Consider the following 16848-nt stretch of genomic DNA (forward strand, 5'->3'; position numbering starts at 1 on the left):
CAAAGGGCTCGCGCAATGCCTGCAGGTGCAGCCTTGTGCTGCGAATTGACTGCACGGCAGCCCCGATAACACATGAATTCCAGACAAACGCCCCTCTGCACCCGCAGCGAGGCGTTTTTTTTGCCCGCCCGCGCGGGCATACTAGGCCAGTCTCCATCCTTGGTACGCCAAACCCCATGCTTCGCGCCCTGATCCTCCTAGCCCTGTCTTGCCTGCTCAGCCCGGCCTTTGCCGATGAGCGTGCGCAGACCCAGCAGCAACTGGACGCCACCCGCCAGGACATTGCCGAGCTCAAGAAGACGCTGAGCAAGCTCCAGGAAGAAAAGGCCGGCGTGCAAAAGGACCTCAAAGCCACCGAGACCGATATCGGCAACCTCGAAAAGCAGGTGGAGGCCCTGCAGCAAGAACTAAAAAAGACCGAGGGCGAGCTGGAGCGCCTTGATACCGAGAAAAAAAAACTCCAGAGCGCCCGCGTTGAACAACAGCGACTGATCGCCATCCAGGCCCGTTCGGCCTACCAGAATGGCCGCGAGGAATACCTCAAGCTTCTGCTCAACCAGCAGAACCCCGAGAAGTTCGCCCGCACCCTGACCTACTACGACTACCTGAGCAAGGCGCGCCTGGAGCAACTGCGCACCTTCAACGAGACCCTGCGCCAACTGGCCAACGTCGAACAGGAAATCGCTACCCAGCAGCAACAGCTGCTGGCCCAGCGCGCCGACCTCGACAGCCGCCGCCAGGCCCTGGAAACCGAGCGCGGCAAGCGCCAGCAGGTACTGGCCAAGCTCAACAGCGACATGAAGGACCGCGACCAGAAGCTGCAATCGCGTGAACAGGATCAGGCCGACCTGTCCAAAGTTCTCAAGACCATCGAAGAAACCCTCGCCCGCCAGGCCCGCGAGGCCGAAGAAGCGCGCAGGAAGGCCTTGCTGGCCCAGCAGGAAGCGGAAAAACGCCGCCAGCAGGAAGCCCTGGCCGCCGCTGCCGCCCGGGAACCGGTGGAGCCACCGAAAAAGGCCCGTACAACCCTGGGCCCGATGGTTTCCAGCGACGGGGCGAGCTACGGCGGCGCATTTTCTGCCGCACGGGGAAAACTTCCATGGCCAGTCAATGGTCGATTGCTGGCACGTTTCGGTGATGCCCGCGGCAGCGATGCCCGTGCCAAGTGGGATGGGGTGATGATCAGCGCAAACCCGGGCACCCAGGTACGCGCCGTGCACGGCGGGCGTGTGGTGTTCGCCGACTGGTTGCGCGGTGCCGGGCTTCTGGTCATTCTCGACCATGGCAACGGATACCTTAGCCTGTACGGCCATAACCAGAGCCTGCTCAAGAGTGCCGGTGATATCGTCAAGGCCGGCGAGGCCATTTCCACCGTCGGCGACAGCGGTGGCCAGGACGCTGCCGGCTTGTACTTCGCCATCCGCCAGCAGGGCCGGCCTACCGACCCTTCGCAGTGGTGCCGGGGCTAGTCAAATTTCCACGGGGTAGCCACAGGCTGCACCGATGCTCCCAAGGGAGCGCTTACAGGATCAGGAGTTCGTTCGACATGCTGCACTCGCCTCGTCTCACCCAGCTGGCCCTGTCCATCGCCCTGGCGGTCGGCGCGCCCCTGGCCACTGCCGCGGAGCCGGCCAAGCCGGCCGCAGTACCGGCCACCGAGGTGACCGCCAAGGCGCCACTGCCGCTTGAAGAGCTGCGCACCTTCGCCGAGGTCATGGACCGCATCAAGGCGGCCTATGTGGAGCCGGTGGATGACAAGACCCTGCTGGAAAATGCCATCAAGGGCATGCTCAGCAACCTTGACCCGCACTCGGCCTACCTCGGCCCCGAGGACTTCCAGGAACTGCAGGAAAGCACCAGCGGCGAGTTCGGCGGGCTGGGCATCGAAGTAGGCCAGGAAGACGGCTTCATCAAGGTTGTCTCGCCGATCGATGACACCCCGGCCTCGCGTGCCGGCGTGCAGGCCGGCGACCTGATCGTCAAGATCAACGGCGCCCCGACTCGTGGCCAGACCATGACCGAGGCGGTGGACAAGATGCGCGGCAAGGTCGGCGAGAAAATCACCCTGACCTTGGTGCGCGACGGCGGCACCCCCTTCGACGTGACCCTGGCCCGCGCGGTCATCCAGGTCAAGAGCGTGAAGAGCCAGCTGCTGGAGAACGACTACGGCTACATCCGAATCACCCAGTTCCAGGTCAAGACCGGCGACGAAGTAGGCAAGGCCCTGGCCAAGCTGCGCAAGGATAACGGCAAGAAGCTGCGCGGCGTGGTGCTGGACTTGCGCAACAACCCGGGCGGCGTGCTGCAGTCGGCGGTGGAAGTGGCCGACCACTTCCTGACCAAGGGCCTGATCGTCTACACCAAGGGCCGCATTGCCAATTCCGAACTGCGCTTCTCGGCCGACCCGGCCGATGCAAGCGACGGCGTGCCACTGGTGGTGCTGATCAACGGCGGCAGTGCCTCGGCCTCGGAAATTGTCGCCGGCGCCCTGCAAGACCAGAAGCGCGCCGTGCTGATGGGCACCGACAGCTTCGGCAAGGGCTCGGTGCAGACCGTGCTGCCATTGGCCAACGACCGTGCGCTGAAGCTCACCACCGCGCTGTACTTCACCCCCAACGGCCGCTCGATCCAGGCCCAGGGCATCGTACCCGACATCGAAGTGCGCCCGGCCAAGCTCACCGCCGAAGCCGACACCGACAACTTCAAGGAAGCCGACCTGCAGGGCCACCTGGGCAACGGCAACGGCGGTGCCGATCGCCCGACCGGCAGCGGCAAGCGCAAGGAGCGCCCGCAGGATGACGACTTCCAGTTGAGCCAGGCACTGAGCCTGCTCAAAGGGTTGAACATCACCTCCGGCAAGTGATCCCCATGCGGTATCTGCTTTGTCTGCTGTTCTGCCTTATGGCCGGGGTCGCGCAAGCGGCGCCGGCCGGCAAGGCCTACATGAGCATCATCATCGACGACCTGGGCCAGAGCAGCGAGCGCGACAGCCGTACCTTGGCCCTGCCCGGCCCAGTGACCATGGCGATCATGCCCGACACCCCGCATGCCACCACGTTCGCCCGTCAGGCACACAAGGCCGGCAAGACGGTGATCCTGCACATGCCCATGGACCCGGCTACCGGCCCTTACGCCTGGCACCCCGGCACACCTCTGCCGGAGCTGGCCCGGCGCCTGGACGCCGCCCTGGCGCAGGTGCCGTGCGTGGTCGGCATCAACAACCACATGGGCAGCCGCATGACCGCCGAACCCGAAGCAATGGCGATGCTGATGGCCGACCTGCAACGCAGGCACCTGTTCTTTGTGGACAGCCGTACCAGCGCTGCCACGGTAGCTGCATTCCAGGCTCAGGCCCAGGGCCTGGCACAGGTATCCCGCGATGTCTTTCTGGACAACGTACGTACGGTCGAGGCAATCGGCAGCGAATTACAGCTCGGGGTCGAACTGGCTCGCAAGCAAGGCTCAGCCGTGCTGATCGGCCACCCTTATCCGCAAACCCTCGAAGTGCTCGAACGCGAACTGCCCCGGCTGAAGCGCCAGGGCGTAGAACTGATCGGCCTGGAACAGATGATTGCCGAGCGGGGCAATCAGACGATGCCTGCGCATGTCAGGCATCACCCCACTGCCCCCGTTGGCCGGCTCAACGGAAAGGAATGATTCCTCGGGCCTCGGCCAGCGTAAGTCTTCCCCTGTGCACCCGCTGGCCCGAGGCTGCAGCGACCTGACTACTCAAACGACGCTGGCTCCAGGTCTTGAGGTGACCCACAGTGAAGTCCTCTGCAAAAGCGTCTGGCGAGCTGAAATGGAAGTGCGCAGCCCAGAGGTTACGCTTGCTCGGTAGGCGCACGATCCGGTATTCGTCAAAAGCGCTGCCATCCTGCATGGTGCGCCGTTCCAGATATTCGACCTGTATCAGGCGCTCTTCGTGGAGATACTGCAAGCCTTCGGCCGACGGATACTTGGTGTCAGTATAGAGCGTGGTCAATTGCAGTTTCTTCTCCGCCCCCAACTTGTCCAGATCCAGTTCCAGCGCCCTGACCAGTTTGTCGTTTCCTCCGGCATTGCGCACCACATTGAGCGCCTGATTCAGCTTTTCCAGATGCTGATCGAACAACTGCTTGAGCAACGCCCCTTTGATGTCGTGCTCGAGATAGTCCTTGGCCTGCTCCCGCACGGAATCGCTCTCGTCCAACAGCGCCTGTACCCACATGGGCAGGTCTGTTGGAGTAGCTTCGTCCGCCAATGAAGGGCGCTTGCTTTCCCGCTGTCGCCATTCCCCATCCACCAGTTCAAAGATAGCCAGTACTTCTTCACTGAAGGGCTCACGCACTTCCACGACCTGGTTTTCACCTATCGTCCTTTCAACTCCGATCATCAACTGCCCAGCGAGGTTGCGTACCACCCGCTGTTCTTCGGCAGACACCTTGTAGGGCGTGCGCTTTTGCGCGACTTTTCCACCATCCTGCTCCGAGATCGCGGCCACCAGCCGCTGCCCCGCATCCTCCTTCAGTTGCTCTACATGGTTGCGATACCGCTCGAGCATTGCGGGCTCTATCAGGTCGCCACCTTCGCGGAGAATGCGGGCACTATTGAGTAGTGCGGCAGAGTACTCATCCCATGCCTCCTGCAGGATCACGATACGGTCATCCGCCGACAGATTGGCGAAATCAAGCTCCCCATGAGCCTCCGCAGCATTGCGCAAGGCCACGCTGACCAGATCGTCCCGGTAGCGGCTGACTATCCGAGGGTCGCCGGGCGCATCAAGGTGCAAGGCCAAGTCAGCAAGGTTCTGCACCTGATGGAAGCGCATCTGCACGGTCGAGAATGTTCTTTCGTCGATCAAATGCCCCACTGTGCGATGGTCGCCAGGGGGGTTGGAAGGTATGACGAGCTCAATCGGCGACTCGGCCAGCAAATTGTCCAGGTGCAATCGTATGGCGAGCATGCGGTCCTGGTACCTCGCCACATGCTCCAGCTTGATACGGAACGCAGCATATTGTTCGCCGACCTCTGCCAATGGCTTCCCATTGATAGCCCGTTGCAGGGCGGCAAGTTGCGGATAGTCCGTCAGGTTCCAGAGCTCGTTATATACGAACACGCAATCGCGAATCAGCTCTATGCGAGCATTCTTTTCATGCTTGGCAACAGGTTCATCCAACCCATCTTTCTTGCGTTGCGTGGCATATTTGGGTTCTGCCATCGTGATCAACAGCTTTAGCTGTTCGTCTTCCTTGCCGATGGCCTCTTCAAGCAGCGAAACGATTTGCTCACGCTGCTGGGCGATGCTTTCCCGCACTTCCATCGCTCGTTGTTCATAACGCGCGGTCAGTGATCGGAGTGCTGTCGTATCAGTACCTGCCGGGGCCGAATTCACATCCTCCTGGGCCTTTACCTTCAACTCTTCTATTTTGGTAAGGCTCTGGTGCAAGGTCATCATCTGCTGTGTGACTGACTGGACCGTTGACTTCAACTTAGGAATTTCCACATCCAGCTGGTCGACGCGGTCGTACAGTTTCTTGAATCGGACCGATACCGAAGTCCTGGGGCCGGGAGCTCCTCCTGCAAGGCGCAGTTTCGTATCCACCCGCCAAGCCCCATCGACCAGTGCCAGCCAGGGCCCATAACCGCCAGTCGCATCGACCACCCGAACTCCATCAGCCAGCAACTTCACGCTATAAAGGTCACCAGCCATGGCCGCGTAGTAGTTTTCACCAATCTGGTACAGGCCTTCACCATCACCCGCTGCCAAGGGGCTCAAGCCATTGACCGAAACGCTGGAGCGCATGGCTTGCAACCTCTGCCGCTGTTGCGCGGGCAGCCAGTTGAACCCATGCTGGCCGCGCCAGGAAAAGTCCAGCACCTGGCTGCCCAGCTCGCCCAGCTTGCCTTCCGGTTCTTCACGCGCCTCGATAGCAAGTTCGACAAACGCGCCGTTTTGCAGGTCAGGCCCTTCGAACAGTGAAACCTCAGGCAGCCGCCTTGTGGGCATTGTCTCCTGCTTCGGTTGATGGGCATGCAGCAGCGTCATCCCGAGGTTGAGCAACAAATCGGCCACTGCAGCGGACCGATCGAACTCACCACCCTGCTCCAACGCGGTCAAGTCGTTTTGCAGAGAAGCCAGAAACTGTACCAACCAGGCCACAGACGCGACCGGACCGCGTATCGCCTGAGTCACCACATCGAACAACAGCCAGGCGCCTTCGCACAGGAGCTGCCAGCGGCTCTCGGCGTCAGATACCGATTCCAGGCCTGCCAGCTCGACCAGCAGATCTCGATTGGCCTGGTAAATTTTCTCGTCAACCTTGTTGAGCCACAGCTTCAGGTCGAGCATCGCCGGCTCCGGCTTGGCCGGGAGCGTATAAGGGTCGATACCAATACTCACAATGTGCGGCTCGCTGAAACCACCCTCTGCGTATACGTCGCGCGCGGTCGGATCGATCCAGTCAAGAATGCTCCCTTGCAAGAGAGCCGATTCACGAATATGTGCAAGCAGGGCCTCAAGGCTTGCGTACTCGCGAACCGTGTCCTGTCGATATAGCGGGCGGTACAGCAGAACCCTTGCCGGCTCGGCGCAGAACAGCAAGTACATGCCGCGCACATCGTCTTCCTTGCGCGAGTGACGGCTGCGCCTGAAAGCCAGGGGGATCAATGACATGCGCGGAACCAATGGGTCCTGATGACCTGCGCAAAAATCCACCACGCACCGTAAACCCACCTCGGAGACTTTCGCGTCGAGCCTGGCCGAAAGGGCGCTGGAAAGAAACGCGCTTCGCCATTCCCTGGCAAAACGCACGATGCGCTCGGCGCGCATGGTCTGATCATCGAACTGTTCGGCAACATAGGCTGGGTAACGGCCACCAATGTCTACCTGGGTCACCAGTCGCTTCGCAGCATTGGCATCCAGCCACTTCGGGGGCGTGATGCCCTTCTGATGGCGGACCTTTTTGATCTCCGCGCCCTTAAGCGAAGCAAGGTTACCGATAGCAAATTCGGTAAGCGACTTGGTACCCACGAACGCCAGTGGCTCGCCGCCGCCGGCACCTGTCGCAGCGCCGCCAGGCACACCCCGAGCGATATACAGGTCGAGAAGCAGGTGATCTGGAGAGGTTTCGTCCCCGTGCTCCTTTTTCATCTGCTCGCCCAGTTGCTGCGCGGTATACGCCGTCAATGACTGGATGCCGTCCAGCACCGAAACACCCCCGGCTTCCAACTGGTCAAGGGCGAGCTGCAACAACGCGGCGCGACAGGCAAAGCTGTCCTGGGGAGCGCTGGCCCTGAGCCCTGGCGGGGCCATGGTGGCTGGCGTGTCGTCTTCGTAGCGTACGAACCAGGCCGCCGGGTCGCTCAGATCGGCGAAACGCCTCTCCATTGCCGCCACATCGGACAAGCCACTGAAGCGCATCAGGTCGAAAGACTGGAACATGGACTCGAGCAACAGCGAAACCTGCTGGGCAAAGACGTTGCCCTCAACCGGCTGACGCGTCCACGAAAGGCTTTGGAAACTGTAGTGCCGCGCCAGTTCGTTGCGCAACGCTTCGCCGAAATCAGCCAGGGAAGCGAAGCTGCGCGTGATACCGGACGGCGCGCACCAGAGCACCACCTGCCGCTCATCGTAATCGCCAGTCACCAGCAGGTGACTGAGCATCTGGTCGTATTGAATCGACCCACAGGTCAGGCTGGCTTTCACGAAATAGACCGATGGCTGGGCAGCACCACCGCGGATCAATCCGCGGATGCAGGCCTGCTCCTGAGCATCCAGCCCCTGCAGAGGCAGGCCACGCAAGAGTGCAGTCCTGAGCAGCAGTTGCAACCACTGGTCACGGCTCACCCCTGCACTGCCCTTGGCATTCCAGTATTTGAGCTGTGCCTCGCAGAAAAGCCGTGGCAACTGCTTTACCAGCTCGTCGAGCGCATCGGACATGCCGCTCAGTTGGCGGGTGTCGAAAGCGCTGTCCGAGCCAGGAAAACGGTATGAGGAGGTCAGTGCAAGATTATGATGCCGCTCACCGAGAGGCTCGATGTCCAGCGGCTGTGCTTCGAGCAATGCCTGGAGCACACGGTCGACCAGCGGTTGCGTGGTCCAGTAGGGCGTCTCGGGATCGGGACTATCCAGCATGAGAGGGTCGGCGTTGGACAGCGCCGGCTTCACAAAGGCAAGCCAGGGCAGCTTCCCCAGCAGCAAGGTCCACAGCTTCTCGCTGGCCACCTGCCGCAATGTCGGCCGATCACTGAACTGACTGGCTGCGGCGTATTGAAAATCGAATGTGGGAATAGCGGAACGTTTCATCAAGCATGCCTCCGGAAGAAAACCGGCAGGCTGCAGCAAACTTGTCCGACACCCGGGCTAATTATTGCTTGCCAATGAAAAAGGCCCTGCGTCTTGCAGGGCCTCCTCATCGCTCAAGAATCAGCTGTACACACGCCCCAGCAACTGGCGGTGGCTTTCGAACTGGTCCAGTACATCACGCACGATCTGCTCTGGCGCAAAGCCCATCAGGTCGTACTCCTGGCTGCCATCGTGCAGGTACACCTCGGCACGATAGAAGCGCTGGCGCACTTCCGGCTCGCCTTCCACCGGTGCTTCGCTCGGCGCGGCCAGGTAGCCGTCCAGGCTCACTTCATAGACGAACGGGTTGCCCTCTTCCATCATCACCCGCAGGCCCATCATGTTGCGCGACTGGCCAACCCGGGTTTCCACCTCGAAGCCCAGGGTCTGCAACTGCGCGGCGGCTTCTTTCAGCGCCGGGCTGACCTGCTTGTCCATGAAACGCTGCACCACGGCCTGAGTCGGCTGCAGTTCCAGCTGGGTCAGGCGCTCGCTGAAGCCACGACGGCCACGGGCGGCCAGCTCGGCACGCTCCTGCTCGACTGCCACGTCCTGCTTCATGGCCTTGTACAGGCCGAACATGAACAGTACCAGCACCACCGAGAACGGCAGGCCCGCCAGCACTACCATGGTCTGCATCGCTTCGAAGTTACCGGCGAACAGCAGGCCGATGGTGACCAAAGTGATGACCACCGACCAGAACACCACCATCCAGTGCGGGGCGTCTTCGTCGACCTTGCCGCCTTTGCACGACAGGTTGGCCATCATCACCGCACCGGAGTCGGCCGGGGTGAGGAACAGCACGAAGCCGACGAACACCGCTACACCGATCACGATCTTGGCCGCCGGGAAGTATTCCAGCAGCTGGTAGATCGACATCGACGGCTGTTCCAGGGCGGTCTTGCCCAGCTCCACGGCGCCCTGGTTGATCACCAGGTCCAGCGCGGTGTTGCCGAAGATCGACAGCCAGGCCAGGGTGAAGCCCAACGGGATCAGCAACACACCGCTGACCAGTTGGCGCACGGTGCGGCCCTTGGAGATACGGGCAATGAACATGCCGACGAACGGGCCCCAGGAGATCCACCAGGCCCAGTAGAACACGGTCCACAGGCCCAGCCAGCGCTCCGACTTGCCGGCTTCGCCTTCATATACATAAAGGTCGAAGGTTTTCAGCACGATACCGTTGAGGTAGTCACCGATGTTCTGCACGAAGCCGTTGAGCAGGTGCAGGGTTTCGCCGCCCAGCAGGACGAAGATCAACAGGCCGCTGAACAGTACGATGTTCAGGTTGGAAAGGCGGCGAATGCCGTTTTCCACACCCGAGACCGCCGCCACGGTAGCAACACCGGCCATGACCAGGATCACCACCAGCAGGTTGGTCTTGCTGTGGTCCATGCCGAACAGGTATTCCAGGCCAGAGGCTACCTGCATCGAGCCGATGCCCAGGTTGGTCACCAGGCCCAGCAGGGTGACGAACATGCCGAAGATGTCCACGGCATTGCCGGCAGCGCCCTTGACCCAACGCTCACCCACCAGCGGGTACAGTGCCGAACGCAGGGCCAGCGGCTGGTTGTGGCGGTAGGCGAAGTAACCCACGGCCAGGCCGACCAGGGCGTAGATCGCCCAGCCATGCAGGCCCCAGTGCAGGAAGGTCAGCTGCAGGCCCTGGCGCGCTGCATCGAGGCTGGCAGAAGTGCCTTCCGGTGGATTGAAGTAGTGGTCCAGTGGCTCGGAGGCGCCGAAGTACAACAGCGAAATGCCGATACCGGAGGAGAACAGCATGCCGGCCCAGGCGCCATAGCTGAAGTCGGGCTGGTCATCCTTGCCGCCAAGCTTGAGCTTGCCGTAGTCGGAGAAGGCCAGGTAGATGACGAACAGCAGGTAACCGCCGATTACCAGCATGTAGTACCAGCCGAAGGTGCGCGTCAGCCATTTCTGGGCCACGCCCAGTACTTGTCCGGCGGTTTCGGGTACAGCGATAAGCAAGGCAGTCAGAACGAGGATCATCAGCGCGGAGGTGAAGAACACCACGCGGTTGACCCGTACCCTCTCGGCCGGAGGGTTGGTAAGTGAGGCAGAACTCATTGCACGAATGCTCCGGGCAGTGCGGCTGTGGAGGCTAATCAGTCTTTCCCGAGCAATTGGTGGAATATCCCCACTGCATCAGGTGTTATAAAAGCACCCTGGAAACCGTGATCCCGAATCGATACGTTGCAAAAAAACAGACAGGTGGCCTGCTGCAAATGCCACACCTTCGCTGAGGTGCGCGCATTCGTCACAGATCACCCCGCCCGCTCCAAGGGCCCGCCGCAGGGTCCATGACCGCACGGCAGAATCTGCATTTCGCATCGCTCATGCCCGTCAACGCCTTGTATTCCGGGGGTTACGCGATTTCCTGGGGTGTCAATCCGTGCCTTCTCGACCGCCTGAAAAACTGTCAATGGCACAAATTGTCGCAGAGCTTATTCTTTATTGATTGAACGTTCAATCAAAACAAAATAGACTGGCCTTCGCCGAGTCAGCCGCCCGTCGTCTGCTCGCAGGCCTGAGGAGATAGCAAGATGCCCAAGGTCGGTATGCAACCCATCCGCCGCCAGCAGTTGATCGAAGCCACGTTGCAGGCGGTCGATCAGGTCGGACTGGGCGACGCCAGCATTGCGCTGATTGCCCGTTTGGCCGGTGTGTCGAACGGCATCATCAGTCACTACTTTCGGGACAAGAACGGCCTGATCGCAGCGACGATGGGTTACATCATGAACATGCTCAACGAAGGTGTTAGAGCACGTCGCCAGGCCCTGACGGACGACAGCCCGCGCGCCCACCTGAAAGTGATCATCGAGGGCAACTTCGATGCCAGCCAGGTGAACGGCCCGGCGATGAAAACCTGGTTGGCCTTCTGGGCTTCCAGCATGCACCAGCCCGATTTGCACAGGTTGCAGCGGATCAACGACCACCGCTTGTATTCCAACCTGTGTTGCCAGTTCCGCCGCGCCCTGCCGCTCTACCATGCGCGCAAGGCAGCCCGTGGCCTGGCAGCCTTGATCGACGGCTTGTGGCTGCGTGGCGCCCTGTCGGGAGATGCATTCGACACCGACCAGGCGATACGGATTGCTTACGAATACATGGATCTACAACTGGCTAAGCAGCACACCCTGGGTACAAACGACCAGGCCGCTGAACAGCCGCGCACGGCCCTTGCCAACCCGGCAGGAGCGTGACGCGCAAGCCAAACCACACACTGCACTTGCGAGGACACTATGGCCCGTTTCGGAACGCAAAAACTCTACATTGATGGCGCTTACGTCGACGCTGGCAGCGATGCCACCTTCGAAGCCATCAACCCGGCTACCGGCGAAGTCCTCGCCCACGTGCAACGTGCCACCGAGGCTGACGTCGAGAAGGCCGTCGAAAGCGCCGAGCGTGGCCAGAAAGTCTGGGCCGCGATGACCGCCATGCAGCGTTCGCGCATCCTGCGCCGCGCCGTCGAGATCCTGCGCGAGCGCAACGACGAACTGGCTATGCTGGAAACCCTGGACACCGGCAAGTCGTACTCGGAAACCCGCTACGTCGACATCGTCACCGGCGCCGACGTGCTGGAGTACTACGCTGGCCTGGTTCCGGCCATCGAAGGCGAGCAGATCCCGCTGCGTGAATCGTCCTTCGTCTACACCCGCCGCGAGCCGCTGGGCGTGACCGCCGGTATCGGCGCCTGGAACTACCCGATCCAGATCGCCCTGTGGAAATCCGCCCCGGCCCTGGCCGCCGGCAACGCGATGATCTTCAAACCGTCGGAAGTCACCTCGCTGACCACCCTGAAACTGGCCGAGATCTACACCGAAGCCGGCCTGCCGAACGGTGTGTTCAACGTCCTGACCGGCAGCGGCCGCGAAGTCGGCACCTGGCTGACCGAGCACCCACGCATCGAAAAAGTCTCCTTCACCGGCGGCACCACCACCGGCAAGAAGGTCATGGCCAGCGCCTCGAGCTCGTCGCTCAAGGAAGTCACCATGGAACTGGGCGGCAAGTCGCCACTGATCATCTGCGCCGACGCCGACCTGGACAAGGCCGCCGACATCGCCATGATGGCCAACTTCTACAGCTCGGGCCAGGTGTGCACCAACGGCACCCGCGTGTTCATCCCGGCTGAAATGAAAGCTGCCTTCGAGGCCAAGATCGTCGAGCGCGTTGCCCGCATCCGCGCTGGCAACCCGGAAGACGAAAACACCAACTTCGGCCCGCTGGTCAGCTTCCAGCACATGGAAAGCGTGCTTGGCTACATCGCCAAGGGCAAGGAAGAAGGTGCCCGTGTGCTGTGCGGTGGCGAGCGACTGACCGCCGGTGACTTCGCCAAGGGCGCGTTCGTGGCCCCGACCGTGTTCACCGACTGCACCGACGACATGACCATCGTCAAGGAAGAGATCTTTGGCCCGGTGATGAGCATCCTCACCTACGAAACCGAAGAAGAAGTCATCCGTCGTGCCAACGACACTGAATACGGCCTGGCCGCCGGTGTCTGCACCAACGACATCACCCGCGCCCACCGCATCATCCACAAGCTGGAAGCCGGTATCTGCTGGATCAACGCCTGGGGCGAATCGCCGGCCGAAATGCCGGTCGGTGGCTACAAGCAGTCGGGCGTCGGCCGTGAGAACGGCGTCAGCTCGCTGGCTCAATACACTCGCATCAAGTCGGTCCAGGTCGAGCTGGGCGGCTACAACTCGGTCTTCTAAGGCCCTGTCCAGCCACGCCCGTGCCTCTGCGCACGGGCGTTCCCGCTCCCTGATCACCGCCAACACGAGGGTACTTTCATGTCCCAAGAATTCGATTACATCATCGTCGGTGCCGGCTCGGCCGGTAACACCCTGGCGACCCGCCTGACCGAAGACGCCGGCGTCACCGTACTGCTGCTGGAAGCCGGTGGCCCCGACTACCGCTTCGACTTCCGTACCCAGATGCCGGCCGCCCTGGCCTTCCCGCTGCAGGGCCGCCGCTACAACTGGGCCTACGAGACCGACCCGGAGCCGTACATGGGCGGCCGCCGCATGGAATGTGGCCGCGGCAAGGGCCTGGGTGGTTCGTCGCTGATCAACGGCATGTGCTACATCCGCGGTAACGCCATGGACTTCGACGGCTGGGCGGAACTGCCAGGCCTGGAAGACTGGACCTACCTGGACTGCCTGCCGTACTTCCGCAAGGCTGAAACCCGCGACATCGGCCCGAACGACTACCACGGGGGCGAAGGCCCGGTCAGCGTGACCACGCCGAAAGCCGGCAACAACCCGCTGTTCCACGCCATGGTCGAAGCCGGCGTGCAGGCCGGTTACCCACGCACCGAAGACCTCAACGGCTACCAGCAGGAAGGCTTCGGCCCGATGGACCGTACGGTGACCAAGAACGGCCGTCGTTCCAGCACCGCCCGTGGCTATCTGGACCAGGCCAAGAAACGCCCGAACCTGACCATCGTCACCCACGCCCTGACTGATCGCGTGCTGTTCGAGGGCAAGCGCGCCATCGGTGTGACCTACCTGGTCGGTGACAGCGAAGAGCGCGTTGAAGCACGCGCCCGCAAGGAAGTGATCGTCAGCTCTGGCGCCATCGCTTCGCCGCAGTTGCTGCAGCGCTCCGGTGTTGGCCCGCGCGCCCTGCTGGAAAGCCTCGACATCCCGGTGGTGCACGACCTGCCGGGCGTTGGCGAGAACCTGCAGGACCACCTGGAACTGTACCTGCAGTACGCCTGCACCCAGCCGGTGTCGCTGTACCCGTCGCTGCTGTGGTGGAACCAGCCAGCCATCGGTGCCGAATGGATGTTCAATGGCACCGGCATCGGCGCCAGCAACCAGTTCGAAGCCGGTGGTTTCATTCGTACCCGCCCTGAATTCAAGTGGCCGAACATTCAGTATCACTTCCTGCCGGTGGCCATCAACTACAACGGCTCCAATGGCGTGAAGGAACACGGCTTCCAGGCGCACATGGGTTCGATGCGTTCGCCTGCGCGTGGCCGCATCCAGGCCAAGTCGAAAGACCCGCGCCAACACCCGAGCATCCTGTTCAACTACATGTCCACCGAGCAGGACTGGCAGGAATTCCGTGACGGCATCCGCCTGACCCGCGAAATCATGGCCCAGCCAGCACTGGACCCGTACCGTGGCCGTGAGATCAGCCCAGGCGCACACGTGCAAACCGATGAAGAGCTGGACAAGTTCATCCGCGAGCACGCCGAAACCGCCTTCCACCCATCCTGCTCGTGCAAGATGGGCACCGACGACATGGCAGTGGTCGACGGTGAAGGACGCGTTCATGGCATGAAGGGCCTGCGCGTGGTCGATGCGTCGATCATGCCGCTGATCATCACCGGCAACCTCAACGCCACCACGATCATGATCGCCGAGAAAATCTCGGACAAGATCCGTGGCCGCAAGCCGCTGCCGCGCAGCACCGCCAAGTACTACGTGGCCAACGGTGCACCGGTTAAGGGCAAGCCGATGCGTGAGGTCAAGCAGGCGTAAATCCTGCACCGGTCTTTTCGCGGTTAAACCGCTCCCACAGGGTTTGCACAGGTCTGGAAACTGTGCAGCACGTGTGGGAGCGGGGTTCACCCGCGAAAGGGCCTGCCCAGACAACACCAGAAAAGGCACCCACCGCGGTGCCTTTTTTTCATCTGCAGAAACGCTTTACAGCCTGCCAATTCATCAGGTTAGAATCATTTGGCACGCGACCTGCTAGCGTCATGCTATCAAGTCCCCTCCCCCCTGCGGTCCCCGGAGTATCTGCCTTTGGATGCAAGCACCATCAACAGCCTGTTCCTGATCGGCGCATTGCTGGTGGGCGCAAGTATCCTGGTCAGTTCGCTGTCGTCGCGCCTGGGCATCCCTATTCTGGTCATCATCCTCGCCGTCGGCATGGTCGCCGGGGTCGATGGTGGCGGCATCATCTTCAACAACTACCCGACCGCCTACCTGGTGGGCAACCTGGCGCTGGCCGTGATCCTGCTTGACGGCGGCCTGCGCACGCGGGTGGCGAGCTTCCGCGTGGCGCTGTGGCCGGCGCTGTCGCTGGCCACCATCGGCGTGATGATCACCACCGCCCTCACCGGCCTGGTCGCCGCCTGGCTGTTCGACCTGAGCCTGATCCAGGGCCTGCTGATCGGCGCCATCGTCGGCTCCACCGACGCCGCGGCAGTGTTCTCGCTGCTCGGGGGCAAGGGCCTGAACGAGCGGGTCACCGCCACCCTGGAGATCGAGTCGGGCAGCAACGACCCAATGGCGGTGTTCCTCACCGTCACCCTGATCGACATGATCGCCAGCGGCCAGACCGGCCTGCACTGGAGCCTGCTCACCCACTTGCTGCGCGAGTTCGGCATAGGCGGGCTGCTCGGCCTGGGCGGCGGCTGGCTGATGCTGCAGTTGGTCAACCGTATCAAGCTGGCTGGCGGCCTGTATCCCATCCTGGTGATCGCCGGCGGCCTGGTGGTTTTCTCGGCAACCAACGCCCTGCACGGCAGCGGCTTCCTTGCCGTGTACCTGTGCGGCCTGGTGCTGGGCAACAAGCCTATCCGCAGCCGCCACGGCATCCTGCACATGCTCGACGGCATGGCATGGCTGGCGCAGATCGGCATGTTCCTGGTGCTGGGGCTGCTGGTCACGCCCCACGACCTGCTGCCCATCGCCCTGCCGGCGTTGGGCCTGGCGCTGTGGATGATCCTGGTGGCGCGGCCGCTGTCGGTGGTCGCTGCCCTGCTGCCGTTCAAGGCTTTCCATGGCCGCGAAAAGGGCTTCATCTCTTGGGTCGGCCTGCGCGGTGCGGTACCGATCATTCTGGCGGTGTTCCCGCTGATGGCCGGTCTGCCGGATGCCCAGCTGTTCTTCAACCTGGCATTCTTCATCGTGCTGGTGTCGCTGTTGGTGCAAGGCACCAGCCTGCCGTGGATGGCCAAGCTGCTGAAAGTGACGGTGCCGCCAGACCCGGCGCCAATCTCCCGTTCCGCCCTGGAAGTGCACATCACCAGCGAGTGGGAAATGTTCGTCTACCGCCTGGGCGCCGAAAAATGGTGTATCGGCGCCGCCCTGCGCGAATTGAAAATGCCCGAAGGCACGCGGATCGCCGCGCTGTTCCGCGGCGAGCAACTGCTGCACCCGTCCGGCAGTACGGTACTGGAAGTGGGGGACATGCTCTGCGTGATCGGCCACGAGCACAACCTGCCGGCCTTGGGCAAACTGTTCAGCCAGGCGCCACAACGTGGCCTTGACCTGCGTTTCTTCGGCGACTTCGTGCTCGAAGGCGATGCCGAACTGGGTGCTGTAGCGGCGTTGTACGGCCTGAAACTCGACGGACTGGACGCGAAAATGCCGCTGGCCCAGTTCATCCGACAGAAGGTCGGAGGCGCTCCAGTAGTAGGTGACCAGGTCGAATGGCATGGCACGATCTGGACCGTGGCCACCATGGACGGGAACAAGATCCAGAAAGTAGGCGTCAGATTCCCCGAAGGAACGCGACCCGGACCAGGATTGTTCCTCTAAATTTCA

At 62.0% G+C, this 16848-nt stretch carries 9 protein-coding genes; 7 read left to right on the forward strand and 2 right to left on the reverse strand.

What is annotated here, in order from left to right; translation table 11 throughout:
• The first annotated feature begins 176 nt into the window (after positions 1-176).
• The 3 genes from V3314_RS01910 (at position 177) to V3314_RS01920 (ending at position 3657) form a co-directional block, all read left to right on the forward strand.
• On the forward strand, positions 177-1469 hold the full coding sequence (locus V3314_RS01910) for a murein hydrolase activator EnvC (RefSeq protein ID WP_046613498.1): 1293 nt from the start codon (positions 177-179) through the stop codon (positions 1467-1469).
• Between the two features lie 77 nt (positions 1470-1546).
• Positions 1547-2863 carry a S41 family peptidase gene (locus V3314_RS01915; protein WP_046613499.1) on the forward strand — a complete coding sequence of 439 codons (1317 nt, stop codon included), beginning with the start codon at positions 1547-1549 and terminating at the stop codon, positions 2861-2863.
• A 5-nt stretch (positions 2864-2868) separates the two neighbouring features.
• Entirely contained in the window at positions 2869-3657 is a 789-nt protein-coding gene (locus V3314_RS01920; protein ID WP_046613500.1) for a divergent polysaccharide deacetylase family protein, read from the forward strand.
• On the opposite strand, the gene V3314_RS01925 is transcribed toward V3314_RS01920, so the two are convergent.
• Positions 3641-8287 (reverse strand): DUF6543 domain-containing protein, encoded by a 4647-nt coding sequence (locus V3314_RS01925; protein ID WP_338459866.1) that lies wholly within the window; start codon positions 8285-8287, stop codon positions 3641-3643. The two genes, V3314_RS01920 and V3314_RS01925, sit on opposite strands and share 17 nt — an antisense overlap.
• Positions 8288-8407: 120 nt before the next feature.
• Positions 8408-10354 (reverse strand): BCCT family transporter, encoded by a 1947-nt coding sequence (locus tag V3314_RS01930; protein WP_223998156.1) that lies wholly within the window; start codon positions 10352-10354, stop codon positions 8408-8410.
• Between the two features lie 533 nt (positions 10355-10887).
• Here V3314_RS01930 and betI point away from each other — a divergent pair.
• The 4 genes from betI to V3314_RS01950 all read left to right on the forward strand — a co-directional run bounded on the left by betI (position 10888) and on the right by V3314_RS01950 (position 16842).
• Entirely contained in the window at positions 10888-11544 is a 657-nt protein-coding gene (gene betI, locus V3314_RS01935) for a transcriptional regulator BetI (RefSeq protein WP_003259891.1), read from the forward strand.
• Between the two features lie 39 nt (positions 11545-11583).
• Positions 11584-13056: a betaine-aldehyde dehydrogenase gene (gene betB, locus V3314_RS01940; protein ID WP_025340943.1), complete on the forward strand. Its 1473-nt coding sequence runs from the start codon at positions 11584-11586 to the stop codon at positions 13054-13056.
• A gap of 78 nt (positions 13057-13134) precedes the next feature.
• Positions 13135-14832: a choline dehydrogenase gene (betA, locus tag V3314_RS01945; protein ID WP_046613502.1), complete on the forward strand. Its 1698-nt coding sequence runs from the start codon at positions 13135-13137 to the stop codon at positions 14830-14832.
• A gap of 267 nt (positions 14833-15099) precedes the next feature.
• Positions 15100-16842, forward strand: a complete 1743-nt coding sequence (locus V3314_RS01950; protein ID WP_338459867.1) for a potassium/proton antiporter — start codon at positions 15100-15102, stop codon at positions 16840-16842.
• Positions 16843-16848 lie beyond the last annotated feature (6 nt).

The organism is Pseudomonas sp. TE3-3-F2023, from assembly GCF_036784815.1.
Taxonomy (GTDB): Bacteria; Pseudomonadota; Gammaproteobacteria; order Pseudomonadales; family Pseudomonadaceae; genus Aquipseudomonas; species Aquipseudomonas pudica.